Origin of the sequence: Edaphobacter bradus (genome assembly GCF_025685645.1) — a bacterium.
Lineage (GTDB): Bacteria > Acidobacteriota > Terriglobia > Terriglobales > Acidobacteriaceae > Edaphobacter > Edaphobacter bradus.
This window is the reverse complement of record NZ_JAGSYF010000001.1, coordinates 686,320-701,898: the sequence shown is the minus strand read 5'-3', so window position 1 is coordinate 701,898 and position 15,579 is coordinate 686,320. Positions and strand designations below refer to the sequence as shown.

17 protein-coding genes and 2 tRNA genes are annotated in these 15,579 nt (G+C 60.4%); 8 read left to right on the top strand and 11 right to left on the bottom strand.

Translation table 11 applies throughout. From position 1 onward, the window contains the following. Positions 1–233 precede the first annotated feature (233 nt). The 7 genes from OHL16_RS02905 to OHL16_RS02875 all read right to left on the bottom strand — a co-directional run bounded on the left by OHL16_RS02905 (position 234) and on the right by OHL16_RS02875 (position 2,520). Positions 234–362 carry a hypothetical protein gene (locus OHL16_RS02905; protein WP_263365559.1) on the bottom strand — a complete coding sequence of 43 codons (129 nt, stop codon included), beginning with the start codon at positions 360–362 and terminating at the stop codon, positions 234–236. Positions 363–373: 11 nt separating this feature from the next. Beyond that, a complete protein-coding gene (locus OHL16_RS02900; RefSeq protein ID WP_263365558.1) occupies positions 374–985 on the bottom strand; it encodes a hypothetical protein in 612 nt (203 codons plus the stop codon). 52 nt (positions 986–1,037) lie between these two features. Beyond that, positions 1,038–1,247 (bottom strand): RNA methyltransferase, encoded by a 210-nt coding sequence (locus OHL16_RS02895; RefSeq protein ID WP_263365557.1) that lies wholly within the window; start codon positions 1,245–1,247, stop codon positions 1,038–1,040. 301 nt (positions 1,248–1,548) lie between these two features. Further along, positions 1,549–1,625 (bottom strand) — tRNA-Glu (locus OHL16_RS02890). Between the two features lie 32 nt (positions 1,626–1,657). Next, positions 1,658–1,734, bottom strand: a tRNA-Glu gene (locus OHL16_RS02885). A gap of 235 nt (positions 1,735–1,969) precedes the next feature. Further along, positions 1,970–2,245 (bottom strand): DUF507 family protein, encoded by a 276-nt coding sequence (locus tag OHL16_RS02880; RefSeq protein ID WP_263365556.1) that lies wholly within the window; start codon positions 2,243–2,245, stop codon positions 1,970–1,972. After that, positions 2,242–2,520 (bottom strand): DUF507 family protein, encoded by a 279-nt coding sequence (locus OHL16_RS02875; protein WP_263365555.1) that lies wholly within the window; start codon positions 2,518–2,520, stop codon positions 2,242–2,244. The genes OHL16_RS02880 and OHL16_RS02875 overlap by 4 nt, the downstream gene beginning before the upstream one ends. Before the next feature lie 149 nt (positions 2,521–2,669). Here OHL16_RS02875 and OHL16_RS02870 point away from each other — a divergent pair, with 149 nt between their 5' ends. The 8 genes from OHL16_RS02870 to OHL16_RS02835 all read left to right on the top strand — a co-directional run bounded on the left by OHL16_RS02870 (position 2,670) and on the right by OHL16_RS02835 (position 11,157). Further along, positions 2,670–3,134, top strand: a complete 465-nt coding sequence (locus tag OHL16_RS02870) for a hypothetical protein (RefSeq protein ID WP_263365554.1) — start codon at positions 2,670–2,672, stop codon at positions 3,132–3,134. A 5-nt stretch (positions 3,135–3,139) separates the two neighbouring features. Continuing rightward, the gene (gene recJ, locus OHL16_RS02865; protein ID WP_263365553.1) at positions 3,140–4,960 is read left to right on the top strand and encodes a single-stranded-DNA-specific exonuclease RecJ; all 1,821 of its coding nucleotides are present in this window, start codon (positions 3,140–3,142) and stop codon (positions 4,958–4,960) included. A 106-nt stretch (positions 4,961–5,066) separates the two neighbouring features. Continuing rightward, a complete protein-coding gene (locus tag OHL16_RS02860; protein WP_263365552.1) occupies positions 5,067–6,308 on the top strand; it encodes an efflux RND transporter periplasmic adaptor subunit in 1,242 nt (413 codons plus the stop codon). 20 nt (positions 6,309–6,328) lie between these two features. Beyond that, on the top strand, positions 6,329–7,288 hold the full coding sequence (locus OHL16_RS02855) for a tetratricopeptide repeat protein (RefSeq protein ID WP_263365551.1): 960 nt from the start codon (positions 6,329–6,331) through the stop codon (positions 7,286–7,288). Positions 7,289–7,341: 53 nt separating this feature from the next. Continuing rightward, a complete protein-coding gene (locus OHL16_RS02850) occupies positions 7,342–8,673 on the top strand; it encodes a TolC family protein (RefSeq protein WP_263365550.1) in 1,332 nt (443 codons plus the stop codon). 107 nt (positions 8,674–8,780) lie between these two features. Beyond that, positions 8,781–10,259, top strand: a complete 1,479-nt coding sequence (hpnJ, locus tag OHL16_RS02845) for a hopanoid biosynthesis associated radical SAM protein HpnJ (protein WP_263365549.1) — start codon at positions 8,781–8,783, stop codon at positions 10,257–10,259. Between the two features lie 95 nt (positions 10,260–10,354). Beyond that, the gene (locus tag OHL16_RS02840; RefSeq protein ID WP_263365548.1) at positions 10,355–10,771 is read left to right on the top strand and encodes a DMT family transporter; all 417 of its coding nucleotides are present in this window, start codon (positions 10,355–10,357) and stop codon (positions 10,769–10,771) included. After that, positions 10,768–11,157, top strand: a complete 390-nt coding sequence (locus OHL16_RS02835; protein ID WP_263365547.1) for an EamA family transporter — start codon at positions 10,768–10,770, stop codon at positions 11,155–11,157. The genes OHL16_RS02840 and OHL16_RS02835 overlap by 4 nt, the downstream gene beginning before the upstream one ends. 5 nt (positions 11,158–11,162) lie before the next feature. On the opposite strand, the gene hpnE is transcribed toward OHL16_RS02835, so the two are convergent. From hpnE to OHL16_RS02815, 4 genes are read right to left on the bottom strand one after another with little or no spacing between them, the layout of a single operon-like run. Next, the gene (hpnE, locus tag OHL16_RS02830; protein WP_317891024.1) at positions 11,163–12,617 is read right to left on the bottom strand and encodes a hydroxysqualene dehydroxylase HpnE; all 1,455 of its coding nucleotides are present in this window, start codon (positions 12,615–12,617) and stop codon (positions 11,163–11,165) included. Continuing rightward, entirely contained in the window at positions 12,563–13,468 is a 906-nt protein-coding gene (locus OHL16_RS02825; protein ID WP_263365546.1) for a phytoene/squalene synthase family protein, read from the bottom strand. Before OHL16_RS02825 ends, hpnE begins: the two co-directional genes overlap by 55 nt. Beyond that, positions 13,465–14,406: a squalene synthase HpnC gene (gene hpnC, locus OHL16_RS02820; protein WP_263365545.1), complete on the bottom strand. Its 942-nt coding sequence runs from the start codon at positions 14,404–14,406 to the stop codon at positions 13,465–13,467. The genes OHL16_RS02825 and hpnC overlap by 4 nt, the downstream gene beginning before the upstream one ends. Next, on the bottom strand, positions 14,403–15,461 hold the full coding sequence (locus tag OHL16_RS02815; RefSeq protein ID WP_263366223.1) for a zinc-dependent alcohol dehydrogenase: 1,059 nt from the start codon (positions 15,459–15,461) through the stop codon (positions 14,403–14,405). The genes hpnC and OHL16_RS02815 overlap by 4 nt, the downstream gene beginning before the upstream one ends. Between the last annotated feature and the right edge of the window lie 118 nt (positions 15,462–15,579).

Here is a 15,579-nt window from a genome sequence, read left to right as displayed (position 1 = left end):
AGCGGAAGCCGCTTCGCATCCCACCCACGTCTCAAAAGCGAGACGTGGGGCACCCGGCTCTGTGGAGAAAGACTCCGGCGAATCGCAATGGACGCTTATTTGGACGGCTTCTTGTTTCCGTCCATCTTAGACTGAGGCGTGGTTGTCCGCGGCGTCTTGATGTGCGATGCACCCGTCTTAGAAATTGCGCCTGTTTTCTTCGCTTTTTTCGCCGCCACGAACGGTCCTTTCGTTCATTTACCTTTGTTCGGTGGATTCACCTTCGTTGCTGCATTCCCAGCGGGCTTCGGCGGCGTCTTGATATGAGCAGCATCCTGCGCGATCCCCGGTACTCCCTTGCGTGGCGGCTTGCTATTACTCATCAATTGTCTCCTCACTTGCTCTTGTTCGGTTGATTGTTCGGGCTCGGATTTGGACTTGGCTGCGTAGCTGGTGGCCTTGCAGGAATCTTGATGTGAGAACCACGATCCTCATTACTTCCAGGAGTCGGAGCCTTCATATGCGCCGCTTCGTTCGCTAAGGCATGTTCAGTTGTCACGTTCGACCTCATGTAATGAATGTTCAGGATGACAAAGAGTGCCAGTGTTGACACCCCAACAAAGAAGACAAGACCAGTGATGATATTTAGCCAGCGAATACGAGTGGCATATTTGAATGGAAAATCCTCCAAAGATTTTTCCGGACACTTCTTCTTCTCTTCCCAAAAATCCTTCGCCTTGTACTGCCCCTTGATGCCGTATTGATACGACGCCAAAACAAGCATAATGCACACGACCAACAGACTATATGCTGCATATAGAAGTGCAATACAAACCGCATCTTTGAGCGGTACAAGATCCTTGATGAAAGCTAAGGATACCGCAAGAAATCCCGATGAAAGCGTCAGGAGTTGCTTATCGTATTCAGCTTGATCCTTGTTGATCGTTTCATGGATAAGACTGATTTCGCCGTCATACCCGTCGATGTGCTTCTGTTCGTCGTCCATTAGGCTTGCTTCGCTCTCGACTTCCAATTTGATACGGGATTGATCCCTTTTGCTAAATCATCCGAAAATGCCTCATCGCGCTTTCGATGGGTGAGCGCTTATCAGGCGGACAGGGGTGATGCCGCCTTGATGGATCAAAACGGTTTGGTGCAAGCCGCGTGGTGAGTCCATGCTCTGCCTTGATATGGGCAATCCAGCATGTTTTCACGGTGAAGCCATCTTTGCTACGAACGTAGTCTTGAATCTCCGAATAGGTCGCCATAGGTCATCCTCCGCACAGTTTTCACGATAGCAATTCCGTTGCTCGAATCAAGTGCGAAATACGGGCATGACCGACTTTCATATATGGACCGAGACGGACAAGGGCGCTCCCCGCGCCTGACCACTGCATCGATTCTGGGGGGTGGGGGTCTATGGCTCGCGTCCGCAGTGCTTGGGCATCTACCGCCAAAAGATCAACCGCCGATAATGGCGTTGCCGCATAATTGCCGCACGACTTCGCAAAGCAATCCAAGCTCAGAATCGCATACTCGCATAAACCATTTATTTGTATTGTCTTAGTTTGGTAGCGCCAACGGGGATCGAACCCGTACTCTCAGCCTTGAAAGGGCCGCGTGTTAACCAGTTACACCATGGCGCCGCGCTGGAAGGAAAAGCTGGAGCAGGAAGGATTGGTAGCGTTACCGGGGCTCGAACCCGGACTCTTCGCCTTGAGAGGGCGACGTGTTAACCAGTTACACCATAACGCCACTTAGAGCGCGAACCGCTCACTGCTGCAATGAGTTGATTATAACAGCAATTTGGGGGATGAGGGTTCGTGTGGGGCTTAGTTTTTGTGACTGTTGAAGCAAAAGCAGATTCCTCGGCTTCGCTCGGAATGACAACCAAAAGACAATAGCAGATTCCTTCGCTACGCTACGGAATGACAACCAGAAAGGGCCACGGGATGACAACCAGAAAGGCAAGAGCAAAGGCTGAGTTCGACTAGAGGCCGAGCTTTTTTACTTCGTCGTTGTAATACTTGCGATAGAGGATGTCCCACTCCTGCGAGCCTTCGAGGATGATCTTGCGCTGGGAGGATATCTTCTGGCGCGCGGCGGCGTCGATCTTCGTCTCTTCGAGCAGCAGCTTCTCGAGATGCTTGCGGGCTTCCTGCCGGATGGTGTTGCGGTCCTCGAGAAAGTCGCACTCGGGGATCTCGGCGAGGGTGTCGGCCACGGTGTGGGCGAGTTTGTTGAGTTTGTCGCGGGAGATTCTCACAGCACCGCCTTGTACTTGCGGGCCAGTTCGTTCTTGACCTTCTTGAACATCTCCGGATAGCTGGCGCCGGTCTTGCGCATGTCGTCCTGAAATGCCTCAAGAATGACGCGAACCTCATCGTTGATGCGGTCTTCGAGAGAGAGCTCATCGACCATGGCGGCAGCAACTCGCTCGTCGAGAAGCGCCTGCTTTTCGGTCTTGATCATCTTTGCGGCGATGAGGTGCTTTACGGTCTGGCGAGCCAGATACCCTACATAATCTTTAGAGAAGATCATTGGCTTTTAATCGAATATATCACGCCAATTCGTAAGCCCATGGCTGCACGCTACTTGTGCATTCGCAGACGGCTCGCGCGGGCCGCGGCTGGGATTCGGCGGGGATTCGAGGTGCGGTGCCCGGGCCTTTTTGAGACAATAGCTGATTGATGCAATACGACAATCTTATTTCGCTCAAAGACGATATGGTGGCGTTCATCGCCGGGCATGGCATGCGCCGGCTGAACGGCTACGTCACCGAAGACGTGCCCACGGTGCTGTTTGAAGACGAGAGTCCGGACGGCTGGAAGGACTTCGTAGAACATGCCAAGGCTGCAGGCGCGCCATTTGTCACGATGAGCGAGGTGGTGCTCGAGAAGTCGGATATCGTTCTGCTTCTGGACCAGATCCGCGACCAGACATTTCCGGACGATGAAGCCCCGGAGATTGACGATGCCGAACGGCTCGTGAGGCACGTCGGCAAGATCGGATATCTGCAACTAGGCTTCGCGCATCAGGGTGTGATGTTCCTTTTCGAGGTGGCGACGGATTGGTATGACACCTTCCAGAACCTGCTGGAGACGGTCTCGGAGCTCGGTGGAATCGTCGTGGACGACCACGACATCGACGAGTAGGCGGGATGATGTCCTCGGCCCTGGAAGAACCCCGGCAGGATTGGAAGATCGGCAAACCTGACGGCGCTGCGGTCGAGCGCGTTATGGTGCGCGCCGGCTGTCCGAGGGCTATCGCGGAGCTGCTGGTGCTGCGCGGCATCGTTGACGACGCTGCAGTTGATGCATTCTTCCATCCAACGCTCGATTCCCTGCTCGACCCGATGCAGATGCTCGGGATGCCCGAGGCGGTGGCGCGGGTGCAGCAGGCTGCGCGCGACGGCGAGCCAATCCTCATCTACGGTGACTACGACGTGGACGGCACAGTGGCCACGGTGCTGCTGAAGACGGCCATCGAGCGCATTGCTCCAAAGGACAAGCCAGCAAAGGTGAGCTATCACGTTCCCCATCGGATACGCGAGGGCTACGGGATGCAGACGGGAGTCCTGGGGCAGGCAGCAGCGGCGGGAGTTCGGCTGGTGATCAGCGTGGATACAGGGATTCGCGCCTTTGCCGCGGCTATGGAGGCGAAGGCGCTGGGACTTGATCTGATCGTGACGGACCACCATCTGCCCGATGAGGCGGTGGGTGTTCCGGAGGCTGTCGCCGTGGTGAATCCCGCGCAGCCCGGATGCGAGTACGGCTTCAAGTGGCTGTGCGGGGCGGGAGTTGCCTTCAAGCTTGCACAGGCCATTCTGACGGCTGCCTGTCAGACCGAGGAGGAACGTGTACGGCTGCAGAAGGCTCTGCTTCCGTCGTTTCTGAAGTTGGTGGCGATTGCAACGATTGCCGACTCGGTGCCGCTCGATGGGGAAAACCGCGTGATCGCGGCGCTGGGACTGAAGGAGCTCCGGAACCCCGTACAGCCGGGGCTGCGAGCGCTGATGGAGGTGGCGCAGATTCCGGCGGACAGGTCCCCGACTGCTACGGAGGTGGGGTTCAGGATCGCTCCACGCATCAACGCGGCGGGCAGGATGGACATTGCGAGCGACGTGGTGGAGATGTTTCTGACCCGCGACGTTGAGCGTGCCGTTGAGCTGGCCCAGAAGCTGAACCGGCTGAATGAAGAGCGCCGGGCGACCGAGGCCGAGGCGCTGAAGGCGATCGAGGACAGACTGGCTGCGCTGCGCGGCGAGTCGGGCGAGTTCCCTGCCGAGTGCATCGTGCTGGACGATCCGGACTGGCATCGCGGCGTGCTGGGGATTCTGGCGTCGAGAGTGGTGGACCGCACAGGCAGGCCGGCGCTCGTTCTGTCGCACGAGGATGGTCATGCGCACGGCTCGGGGCGCTCGGTGGCGGGCTTTCATCTATTGGACGCTTTGACGGCCGTTCACGGTGGAATGCAAACCGAAGGCGGGATATTTACGCGGTTCGGAGGACACGCCCATGCGGTGGGGTTTTCGATGCCGTCGGAGCGCGTAGAGACGTTGCGCGAGCAGATGCGGCTGTATGGAGCCTCGCAGTTGACGGAGCAGATCTTGTTTCCGCCGATGGAATGTGATGTCGAGGTACCCTTTGCAGAACTGACGCTGGAGTTTGCCGCGTGGCTGGCACGGTGCGGGCCGTTTGGAGCGGGCAACCGCGAGCCAGTGCTGGTGTCATGCGGGGTGGCGCTCGCCACTTCGCCGCGACCGATCAAAGAAAGGCATATCTGCCTTGAGCTCCAAGCAGATGGCGTTCGGTTGAGCGCGCTGGGCTGGAGCCGTGGCTCGGAATGGCTGGAGAGGTGCTCAAGGCTAGGTCTTGAGCCCGGGACGCGCGTGGATGTGGCCTACCGGTTGCGCACAAAGACGAAGCCCAGGTTCGCTGGATTAGAGCTGGAACTGCTTGATTTGCGGGTAACGGAATAGGCAGGGGCCACTCAAGCCCCGTATGCGGTATGGTTCACCCGCTGGAACTAAAACATACGCTTCGTTTTCGAGTGTTTCGCGTCTTATATACTGACGTTTCGTAGACATGCCAACGACTGAAACAAGACGGCTCAATCCAATTGTGCTGGCGGGTATTGTGCTAGCGGCCGCCATTGTTGGCGTCGTTGCGATCCGCTCGTTTACGCGGGACCGCGTCGAGGTTCGAGTATCACCGGTAACGCACCAGAACCTGACGACCACGATCCCGACCAACGGTCGCGTGGAGCCGATTGAGGAGTTTCAGGCGCATGCACCAGGGCCAGGCACGATCGCGAAGATTTATGTCGAGGTCGGCCAGAAGGTCAGGAAGGGCGATCTGTTGGTGAGGATGCAGGACTCGGATACGGTCTCGCGACTTGCCACGGCCCGCACAACGCTTCGGACGGCGGAGTCTAACCTGCACGACCTCGATCAGGGGGGAACGCAGGATGAACGAATTGCCCTGGCCGGGGACCTGGCCCGGGCGCAGTTGCAGCAGCAGCAGGCGGCCAGAAGCCTTGCCACCCTGAAGGAGCTCCAACGGACGGGAGCGGCGTCGGCGGGTGAGGTCGCGGCAGCACAACAGCGCCTGGACGTGGCTAACTCCGCACTCCAGAACGCTCAGGCGAGAAGCACCCAGCGGTACAGCGACTCAGACCGCGCCCGGGCCGCGGCACAGGTCTCGGATGCCAAGGCAGGGGTAGTCGCAGCGCAGTCCGGCTATGACGCGGCGAATGTCCGCTCTCCCCTTTCTGGTACCGTCTATTCGATCCCGGTATCGACGTACGACTTTGTGCCAGCTGGCGAGGACCTGATGGATGTGGCTGACCTGAATCGTATTCAGGTCAGGGCATACTTCGACGAGCCGGAGATCGGCAAACTGGCGGTGGGGCAGGCGGTCAAGATTGTCTGGGACGCCAAGCCGAATCAGGCATGGCACGGCCACATCAGCCGGGCTCCTTCGACGGTGATCACCTACGGTACGCGGAATGTCGGCGAGTGCATTATTGCCGTCGATGACGCCCACGGCGATCTGCTTCCGAACACGAATGTGACGGTTACGGTAACGACGCAGCAGCGCTTCAACGTGCTGAGCGTGCCTCGCGAGGCCCTCCATACGGAGGGCTCAAACGACTTTGTCTTCCGCGTGATCGACGACAATCTCGTGCGGACGCCGGTTCAGGTGGGCGCGCTCAATTTGACGCGTGTCGAGATTGTGGAAGGCCTGACGGAGAAGGATACTGTGGCGCTGGGGGCGACGAGCAACCGCGATCTGTCCAACGGTCTCGCCGTTAAAGTCGTCGAATGAACATGTCTGTCACGAGGCGCTTGCACCCGATTCGCTCTGCACTGGTTGCCTTCGCTTTCTTCACAGGCGTCTGTCGGTTGTTCGCCGCGGACCCACCTGCAGAAGAACTGCTGAAACAGGGCCGGATTGACGAAGCCCAAACCACGTTGCGGCAGGTCCTTGCGGCACAGCCGGACGACGCAAATGCTCATCTGCTGCTGTGCCGGGCATACTACGCGCAGGATATGGGAGACGACGCCGTACACGAGTGCGAGTTGGCGGCATCGAATGCCCCATCGAGCAGCGAGTATCAGTTTTGGCTCGGGCGCGCCTATGGCCTCAAGGCCTCGCAGGTGAATATGCTAAGCGCCTTCTCAATCGCGAAAAAAGTCCGCGTTGCTTTCGAATGGGCGGTGCAACTGGATCCGGCAAACGTCGAGGCGATGAGCGCGCTCGGCGAGTTTTATGTCCGGGCGCCGTCGATTGTGGGTGGCGGCCTGGATAAGGCGCAGGCGCTTGTGGCACAACTGCAGCCTCAGTCGGTAGAAAAAACGCACCGGTTGCTGGCCCTGATTGCCGAGAAGAAGAATGACAACGCAACGGCAGAGACAGAGTTCATGAGAGCAGTCGCGGCGGGCAGAACGCCGGAGGCGTACATCGATCTGAGCCAGTTTTACGAGGAGCAGAAGCAGGCAGACAAAGCAGCCGCCACGGTCCAGGCAAGCATTCAGGCGAACCGTGCAAAGAATGCGTCGCTGGTAGATGCGGCCGGCATCCTGACTACGCTGCACCGCTCGCCCGACATTGCCGAGCGCGCGCTGAGAGCGTATCTTGCTTCCCCGGCGAAGTCTGAAGATGCGCCAGCCTTCAAGGTACACGTACAGCTTGGCGACCTTCTGCGGCAGCGCGGCGATGCGGCAGGCGCGCAGCGTGAGTATGCGGCTGCAGTTGCGCTGGCACCAAACTATGCTCCAGCGCGCAAGGCAATGCAGGGGACATGAGAAAAAGGGATACCATGGTCTCAAGCCGATCTCGCAGGAGCCTCTCAGCACGTATGCCTCGCCGTCTCCGTCTACTGGTTGCAGGATGCGCTCTTGTCCTGGCGGGCGTGCCTGCTGTGGCACAGATCTCGTTCACTACAGCCGTGGATCTCGCTCTGCGAAGCAGCCTGAAGGTCAAACTGGCGCAGGTAGAGGTCGACAAGGCGCGAGCGGTTCTGGAAGAGTCCCAGGACGCCTACATTCCGACTCTGGTGGGCGGATCGGGCCTGGGATACTCCTATGGGTTTCCGGTCGGACAGCCCTCGGTCTTCAACGTCAACTCGCAGTCGCTGCTCTTCAACTTTTCCCAGCATGATTACATCCGCGCGGCGCGTGCTTCGTTGAACGCGGCCAACCTTGCGCTGCGGGACGCACGGCTGGCGGTTGCGGAGGATGCCGCTGTAACCTACCTCGCGGTCGATCGCGACCAGCAGCGGCAGAGCGCGTTGCAGGATGAATCGGGTTACGCGGCGAAGTTGGTCACCATCGTCCAGCAGCGGCTAGACGCTGGACAGGATACCCCCATCGATCTGACGACGGCTCGCCTGACAGCAGCGCAGATTCATCTGGCGCAACTGCGCGCTGAAGATGAGTTGGTCGCAGACCAGGAACATCTCGGGCGGCTCACGGGGCTGCCCGCGCAGGGTCTCACTGTGGTTCCCAGCAGCGTTCCGGCGTTCCCGGAGCCAGCGGCGGATCCCAGGGGAGATGCTCCACCGCCGTACAGCCCCGCCGTCGAGTCGGCCTACGCGGTTGCACATGCCAAGCAGGAGATCGCGTTCGGAGATTCCCGATATCTGTGGCGCCCACAGATCTACTTTGCCGCACAGTACAACCGGTTTTCCAAGATCAATAACTACGACCTCTATTACCGGAACTTCCAGCACAACAATGCCGGCATCGGTATCCAGATCACGCTTCCTGTGTTCGACATGGTGCACAAGGCCAAGGCGCGTGAATCGGCGGCGGATGCCGTCCGGGCAAAGCTTGATGCGGACTTGGTGCGCGACCAGTTTCTCGACGGTCAGAAGAGAGTGCGGCGCTCCACCGAGGAGCTGCGGGCGCGGGCGGAGGTCGCAAATCTTGATCAACAACTCGCACAGCAGCAGCTCGATATGATGCGGGTGCGGTTGCAGGCCGGCAGTGGTAATTTCTCGGAGCCGCAGATGACACCGAAGGACGAGCAGAACACGCGAATTGCAGAGCGGGAGAAGTTTCTGACGGTTCTCAACACGAACTTCGAGATGCGACAGGTGGAGATCAATCTGCTGCGCCAGACCGGAGACCTTGAGCCCTGGCTCAAGATGACCGCCCAACTGCAGCAGGTCACGTCTCCGCATCCCTAAACAAAACAGGCATTTGCCGCCGCACGCGCAGTTCGCGCACCTTTGGCGGAACCCTGGAAAAAGCCCCCGGCAATCGCGACTAAAATGGTAAACTTGAGCTATAAATCATGCCCCTCAAAACACTTTTCCTGAATCCACCTTCCTTTGAAAATTTTGATGGCGGCGCCAGCTCTCGATGGCCCGCGACGCGCGAGATCGAGTCCTACTGGTACCCTGTGTGGCTGGCCTACCCCGCCGGCATGCTGGAGGGGTCGCGGCTGCTCGACGCGCCTCCGCACCACGTCTCGGCCGAAGAGACCATAGAGATAGCCAAGGGCTACGAGTTTCTCGTGCTGTTCACCTCCACGGTGGGCTGGAGCGGCGACCACGCGCTGGCGCAGGCCATCAAGCGCGCCAACCCGACGATCAAGATCGCCTTTGTCGGGCCTCCGGTGACGACCGACCCGGATCGCGCCTTGAACGAGTGCTCCGTCATCGACTTCGTCTGCCGCCGCGAGTTCGACTTCTCCGTGGTGGAGTACGCAAACGGCAAGCCGTTGAACGAGATCCTGGGCATCAGCTACAAGGACGCGAGCGGGGTCATCCAACACAACCCCGACCGCCCGCAGGTCGAGGACCTGGACGCGATGCCGTGGGTGACCGACATCTACGCGCGCGACATGGACGTCACGAAGTACAACGTGCCGTTCCTACTGCACCCCTACGTCTCGCTCTACTCGACGCGCGGCTGCCCGGCACAGTGCACGTTCTGCCTCTGGCCGCAGACGCTCTCGGGCCACGCGTGGCGCAAGCGGTCTACAGATGACGTGGCAGCCGAGATGGCGCACGCGAAGAAGCTCTTCCCTCACGTGAAGGAGTTCTTCTTCGACGACGACACCTTCAACATCCAGAAGGCCCGCACCATCGAGCTCTGCGCCAAGCTGAAGCCCCTCGGCCTGACCTGGTCCTGCACCTCGCGCGTCACTACTGACCGCGAGACCCTGAAGGCGATGAAGGAGGCCGGCTGCCGGCTGCTGATCGTGGGCTTCGAGTCGGGCGACCCCCAGATCCTCAAGAACATCAAGAAGGGTGCGACGATCGAGCGTGCGCGCGACTTCGTGAAGGACTGCCACGACCTCGGCCTCATCATCCATGCCGACTTCATCCTCGGCCTGCCGGGTGAGACGAAGGAATCGATCCGCAACACCATCAACTTCGCCAAGACGCTGGACTGCGAGACTATCCAGGTCTCGGTCGCCCATGCCTACCCTGGCACGGAGTTCTACGACTTCGCCAAGAGGAACAACTTCATCACCAACGAGAAGATGGAGGACGGCGGAGGACACCAGATGGCACACATCGAGTACCCCGGCTTGCCCACCGAGTACGTGATGGAGATGGTGCACAAGTTTTACGACGAGTACTACTTCCGTCCCAAGGCTGCGTTCCGCGTGGTCTGGAAGGCCATTGTCAACCGCGACATTCCGCGGCTGTACGTCGAGGCAAAGTCCTTCATGAAGCTCCGCGCCCAGCGCAACAAGGCGGCCCGCGCCAAGCGCGAAGAGAACGCGTTGAAGCAGCAGGAATCCGTAAGTATGAACGCCTGATATCAGGCGAAAATCCCGAGCGGTCAGCATAGCAATGCTGACCGCTTTTTGCTGAGCGGCAATCAGTGCGATTACCGCGTGAGTTGATTGAAGAGATGAAGCACACCCTTACCCCGCAGCGTTACCTTATCCTACTGGCTGTCATGCTCACCGCGTCGGTCGGCGATACCCTGCTGTCACATGGCATGGCGCAGGTGGGCTCTGTCTCGCTGCACCATCTTGGGATGCTGCTCCTCGCTCTAAGAAATCCGTGGGTCATCAGCGGGATCCTGTTGCTGCTCGGTTTTTTCGCGAGCTATCTGACGGCGCTGAGCTGGGCCGATCTGACGTTTGTGCTGCCCTCCACGGCGTTCGGGTATGTCGTGGTGGCGCTGCTCTCGCGGTTCTGGCTGCATGAGCACATCTCTGTGTACCGCTGGGTGGGAATTCTTATGATCGTCTGCGGCGTCGGCTTCGTCGCCAACGGGCCATCGCTCACCGAGCATCCTCAACCTGTAAGGGAGGCAAAATGACCCACGCAGGAACCTTCGAGACGTGGGCCACCATTGTGGCAGTAGCAGTTACGGCGATTGCGGGAGACGTCCTCACCGCAGGAGCAATGCGACGCATCGGCGACCTCGACGTCATCCGTGAGCAGTCGGGACTGGCAGGAGCCATCAAGGCCGTAACCGGCAATGGGATGTTTCTGCTGGGAGTCTTCGCGATGGCCTTGAGCTTCTTTTCGCTGCTGTTCACCCTTAGCAAAGTGGATGTTTCACTTGCCGCCCCCGCGAGCGCCTCGCTGACCTTCATCGGCAACGCGGCGGCTGCGAAGATCTTTCTTCATGAGAACGTTGACAAAAGGCGCTGGCTGGCGGCGCTGTTTGTCGGCGTCGGGGTGGCGCTGCTCTCGCGCTAGCTTGGCTATTTCACTGAGCTCAGCCACCGCATCAGGCCGCCTGCGGGAACTTCAGGAGCCATGAAGCGCTGCTTATCTCCCACAACAGCTCCTGCTGCAAGCCGGCCGCTGCGCACAGCGCCCTCCATCGTTGATGGCCATTCCGTTGCGGTCCAGTCTCCTGCGAGATAGAGCCCGGGCCACTCTGTAGCCTGCTGAGGACGGTAGCGGTCGAGCCCAGGAACCACCGAGAAAGTTGCCCGAGCCTCTTTGAGCACGCTGCTCTTGAGCAGCTTTGCCTGCTTCGCCGCAGGAAAGAATCCTTCGAACTCGCGAATCGCCGATGCGAGGATATCTTCCCTGCCCATCTCAAGCTCAGGCCACGAGGCGCTGATGACCAGCTCAAGGTAGCTTCCGCGCTCTACGGGCCAGCGGCGAATCCGCGACTTGGCGAAGAGCCACTGGATGCGCGTGTCGAGCAAGACGGCGTGATCGAGCTGGGTGACGTCGCGGTCGTACCAGAGGTGGATGGTCGTGATCGGCGCGGCCACGAGATGATCAAAGACTTCGAGCAATCGCGCGCGACCGTCGTCAGATCCGGGCAGATTTGTGAGGAGTTGCTTCGTCTGCTTGAAGTCCGTCGCGAGGACTACGGAGTCCGCGGTGTACTCTGTTCCGCCGGAATGAACGCTCCAGCCGCCATCTCCGTTGGGAGCGATGCCTTCAACACCGGACCTGAGCTTCACGTCGACGCCTTGCTGCTGCGCATACTGGGCGACGGGAGCGAAGAACTCGCTCAGGGGTGCGGCGGGGATGCCGAGGCGACCGCCCTCGGCCGAGCGCAGGAACGACTCGTGAAAGACCTTGCCAGCGTACTTCACCGAACACCGCTCGAAGCTGTCGTTGAGGGCTCCGACGACGACTGGCTCCCAGAAGTGGCGGATCGCGCGCTCGGTCTGCCCAGTGCGCTTGAGCCACGCGGCGAAGCTCTCGCTATCGTCGGCGGGATAACCGCGAAGGAAGCGCGCGAGGCCCGAGGCAATTGCGGCCTTGTCGCGCAGGCTGAGCATGGGAGCGCGCAGAAAGCTGAGCGTCTGATGAGACGGCGCTGGAAGGGCACCCGAGCGCATCAAGCTGCGGCGGCCGCTGGGCTCAAGGAAGACGAGCTCGTCGTACCACCGGATGCTGTCGGACATGCCAGCCTTGCGGGCCAGGTCGAGGATGTTGACGCAGCAGCCAAGGACGACGTGCTGCGAGTCTACGGTCTCCGCAAGGGCAGGGTGCTCGTAGGAGTAGGCGCGGCCTCCGATGTAGGGGCGGCGCTCGAGCAGCGTGACCTTCGCGCCCGCTTCGGCGAGGGCGGCGGCAGCGGAGAGCCCGGCAACACCACCGCCGGCGACGATGACGTCGGAGTGGTTCTGCACGCTCAAGCCGTCACCCGGTTTCGCAGCGCCATCGCTGCTCCCTGCAGCAGAATCCACATCTTCTTGAGCGTCGGCACGCTGATGCGATGGCTGAAGACGTCACTGTCCGCCTTAGCGATTCGATGCAGCAACTCGTGATAGATACGAACGAGAACCCATAGCGCGGCGCGGCTGTCTCGGTCGATCAAGGGCAACAGCCGCTGAGCAGAACCGTAATATTGTTCCGCCTGCGAGCCAAGCGTAAAGAGCATCGCCCGCTCGCGCGGATAGATAGCGGCGCCGCTCGAGAGTTCCTTGAGCCGGTCAATGCTGACGCCGAACTCTCCTAGCAGATCGAGCGGAAGATAGGCCCTTCCCCGCTCGACATCCTCCTTGACGTCGCGGAGGATGTTCGTCAACTGAAAGGCCACGCCTGTCTTCTCGGCAAGCTTCTCAGCCTGAGGATCGGTGTAGCCGAAGATGCGAATGCACACCAGGCCGACGACGGAAGCGACAAGGTAGCAGTAGCGGTAAAGCTCATCGAAGGTGGCGTAAGTCTGCAACCCGCTTGCCGAGACAGGCTGCGGCTCAAGATCCATCGACGTCCCCTGCACCAGCTCTTCGAGCAGCGAGTCAGGGATTGCAAATCTCTTCTGCGTGTCGTTGAGCGCGACGAAGATTGGATCGTCCGTCACTCCGCTGCTGCGGGCCGCGCGCCAGTCCTCAAGCCACCGCTGCATGGCGACCCGGCGGTCGGGGAGAGACATGGACTCGTCGTCAGAGATATCGTCGGCGCGGCGCATGAAGGCGTACACGGCGCACATGGCGTCGCTCTTGTGCTGCGGAAGAACGCGAAAGGCGTAATAGAAGTTTTTTGCTTCCCGCTGCGCGATGGACCGGCAGGCGGCGTAGGCTCCGGCAATCGTCACCGTCTCCACTCCATCCTGGCCTTGTCGATGAGGGCCCCAGCCAGCAGGCTCAGCTTCTTCGCTTTCGAGACCACAGGGCGGCCACGGAGAACGTCGTAGTTCTCTGCCGTAATGCCGTCGAGGATGGCGTCGCCGCCCTTGCGGAAGAGGTCGAGCGTAACCGCCAGCTCGCCGTCGACGTGCTGGCTGATCACTCCACCCTCATGCAGCATCTGCCGCGTGCGCACGACGAGGTCCTCGATCATCGAACGAAACTCAGGAGTAAAGATGCGCCCTTCGATCTGCGCTTCTTCGACGCCGAAGCGATGCATGGATTCCGCAGGAATGTAGCGGCGGCCGCGTTCCTTGTCCTCAACGATGTCCTGCCAGAAGTTGGCGAGCTGGAGCGCCGTGCAGACCTTGTCCGAGAGCAGCGCGCGGCTCTCGTCTCTGTATCCGCAGACCCAGAGAACCAGTCTGCCGACCGGGTTCGCCGAGTAACGGGAGTAGTCGAGCAGCTCTTCCCAGGTCTCATACTCCGTCTTCGTCTGGTCCATCTTGAAGGCGTGGATGAGATCGTGAAAGAGCTGGCGCGGCAGGTCGCACTCACGCACAGTCTCGTGGAGCGCGACGAAGACAGGGTGCATGGAGCGATCAGGAGAGTCATAGCACTCGTCCAGCATTGAGCCCCAGGCATTAAGCAGGCGCAGCGCGGTGGAGGGATCCTCGACCTCATCGCCCAGGTCGTCGGCCACGCGGCAGTAGGCGTAGATGCTCTCAAAGTGCGGCCTGACCTTGCGCGGCAAGAAGAACGTCGCCACGTGAAAGTTTTCGTAGTGCGTGGAGGCGAGGCGCCGGCACCACGACTGCGCCTCGGCGAGCGTGGGACGCTCGAGTGGTGTCAGGTATTGCGGCGGAGCGCCGACCAGGGCATGCTGCGGAAGTGCAAGCTCACTCATCGCGGCACCCCTGCGGGAAAGACTGCGGTCTTGATGTCCAGAGCCCCGCCCTTCCGCGTGAGCATGCGCTGAAATATCTCGGGGACCTGGTCAAGCGCGGCCTGGCCGGTGATGTACTCGGCGCACTTGAAGCGCCCGCTCGTGATGAGTCCGAAGGCTGTCCGGCAAGTTGCGGGCGTGTGGTGGAAGCTCGCCTTGAGCGTGATGTCGCCGTAGTGCAGGCGGTTGGTGTCAAGCTGCACCTTCGTTCCGCTGGGGGGCCCGCCGAAGAAGTTGACGACGCCGCCCTTGCGAACCATCTCGACGGCCCACTCCCACGTGGCCGGCGTGGCGACGGCCTCGATGACGATGTCAGCTCCGCGGCCCTGCGGCGTAAGCGCGCGCGTCGCGGCGATCACATCGTCCACTGCGACGCCGATCTGCACGACACTGCTGGCGCCGAAGAGCTTCGCCGCGGCAATCTGGTCGTCACGCTTGACCACGGCAATAACATGGACGCCAGCAAGCTCAGCCGCATGCATGAACATCAGGCCGATGGGCCCAGCTCCGATGACCACCATCGTGTCGCCTGGTTGAGCGCCACTCTCCTCCAGCCCGCGAACAACGCAGGCCAGCGGCTCGGTGAGGGCGGCGTGCTCGAACGGGACGCCATCAGGGACATGCAGCGTATTTTTCTCGACGATGCGCGCCGGAATACGGATGAACTCCGCATAGGCGCCGTTGTTGAACAGCAGATCTTCGCAGAGGTTCTGCTGGCCGTGGCGACAGAAGAAGCAGAGGTCGCAGGGAGCTGAGTTGAGTGCGACGACTCGATCACCTTCGCGAAAGGCCGTCACCCCTGCGCCGACTTCGTAGACCGTGCCGGCCAGTTCATGGCCGAAGAGGACTGGCGGCTTGAGCATCGTGGCATGGTAGCCGCGACGGTAGACCTTCAGGTCGGTCCCGCACGTCAGCGCCGCCCCCACGCGCACGACGATTTCCCCGGCCGAGGCCAGTGGGGCTTCCACCTGCTCCAATCGAAGGTCTTCCCTGCCGTACAGTACTACTGCCGTCATCTGTGCCATTCTTTCTATTTTCTCATTTGCCAAGCGGTTTGGCATTGGGGTTCCTGCAATCCTCTCAACGAGATGCAATCCCCCGGTGCTGGCCTCGCATCTGATACTCTGAGCCTGA

Coding starts and splice junctions, on each gene's coding strand:
- OHL16_RS02905 (WP_263365559.1), bottom strand. CDS start 362: ATGAGTAATAGCAAGCCGCCACGCAAGGGAGTACCGGGGATCGCGCAG.
- OHL16_RS02900 (WP_263365558.1), bottom strand. CDS start 985: ATGGACGACGAACAGAAGCACATCGACGGGTATGACGGCGAAATCAGT.
- OHL16_RS02895 (WP_263365557.1), bottom strand. CDS start 1,247: ATGGCGACCTATTCGGAGATTCAAGACTACGTTCGTAGCAAAGATGGC.
- OHL16_RS02875 (WP_263365555.1), bottom strand. CDS start 2,520: ATGATCTTCTCTAAAGATTATGTAGGGTATCTGGCTCGCCAGACCGTA.
- OHL16_RS02870 (WP_263365554.1), top strand. CDS start 2,670: ATGCAATACGACAATCTTATTTCGCTCAAAGACGATATGGTGGCGTTC.
- recJ (WP_263365553.1), top strand. CDS start 3,140: ATGATGTCCTCGGCCCTGGAAGAACCCCGGCAGGATTGGAAGATCGGC.
- OHL16_RS02860 (WP_263365552.1), top strand. CDS start 5,067: ATGCCAACGACTGAAACAAGACGGCTCAATCCAATTGTGCTGGCGGGT.
- OHL16_RS02850 (WP_263365550.1), top strand. CDS start 7,342: ATGCCTCGCCGTCTCCGTCTACTGGTTGCAGGATGCGCTCTTGTCCTG.
- hpnJ (WP_263365549.1), top strand. CDS start 8,781: ATGCCCCTCAAAACACTTTTCCTGAATCCACCTTCCTTTGAAAATTTT.
- OHL16_RS02840 (WP_263365548.1), top strand. CDS start 10,355: ATGAAGCACACCCTTACCCCGCAGCGTTACCTTATCCTACTGGCTGTC.
- OHL16_RS02835 (WP_263365547.1), top strand. CDS start 10,768: ATGACCCACGCAGGAACCTTCGAGACGTGGGCCACCATTGTGGCAGTA.
- hpnC (WP_263365545.1), bottom strand. CDS start 14,406: ATGAGTGAGCTTGCACTTCCGCAGCATGCCCTGGTCGGCGCTCCGCCG.
- OHL16_RS02815 (WP_263366223.1), bottom strand. CDS start 15,461: ATGACGGCAGTAGTACTGTACGGCAGGGAAGACCTTCGATTGGAGCAG.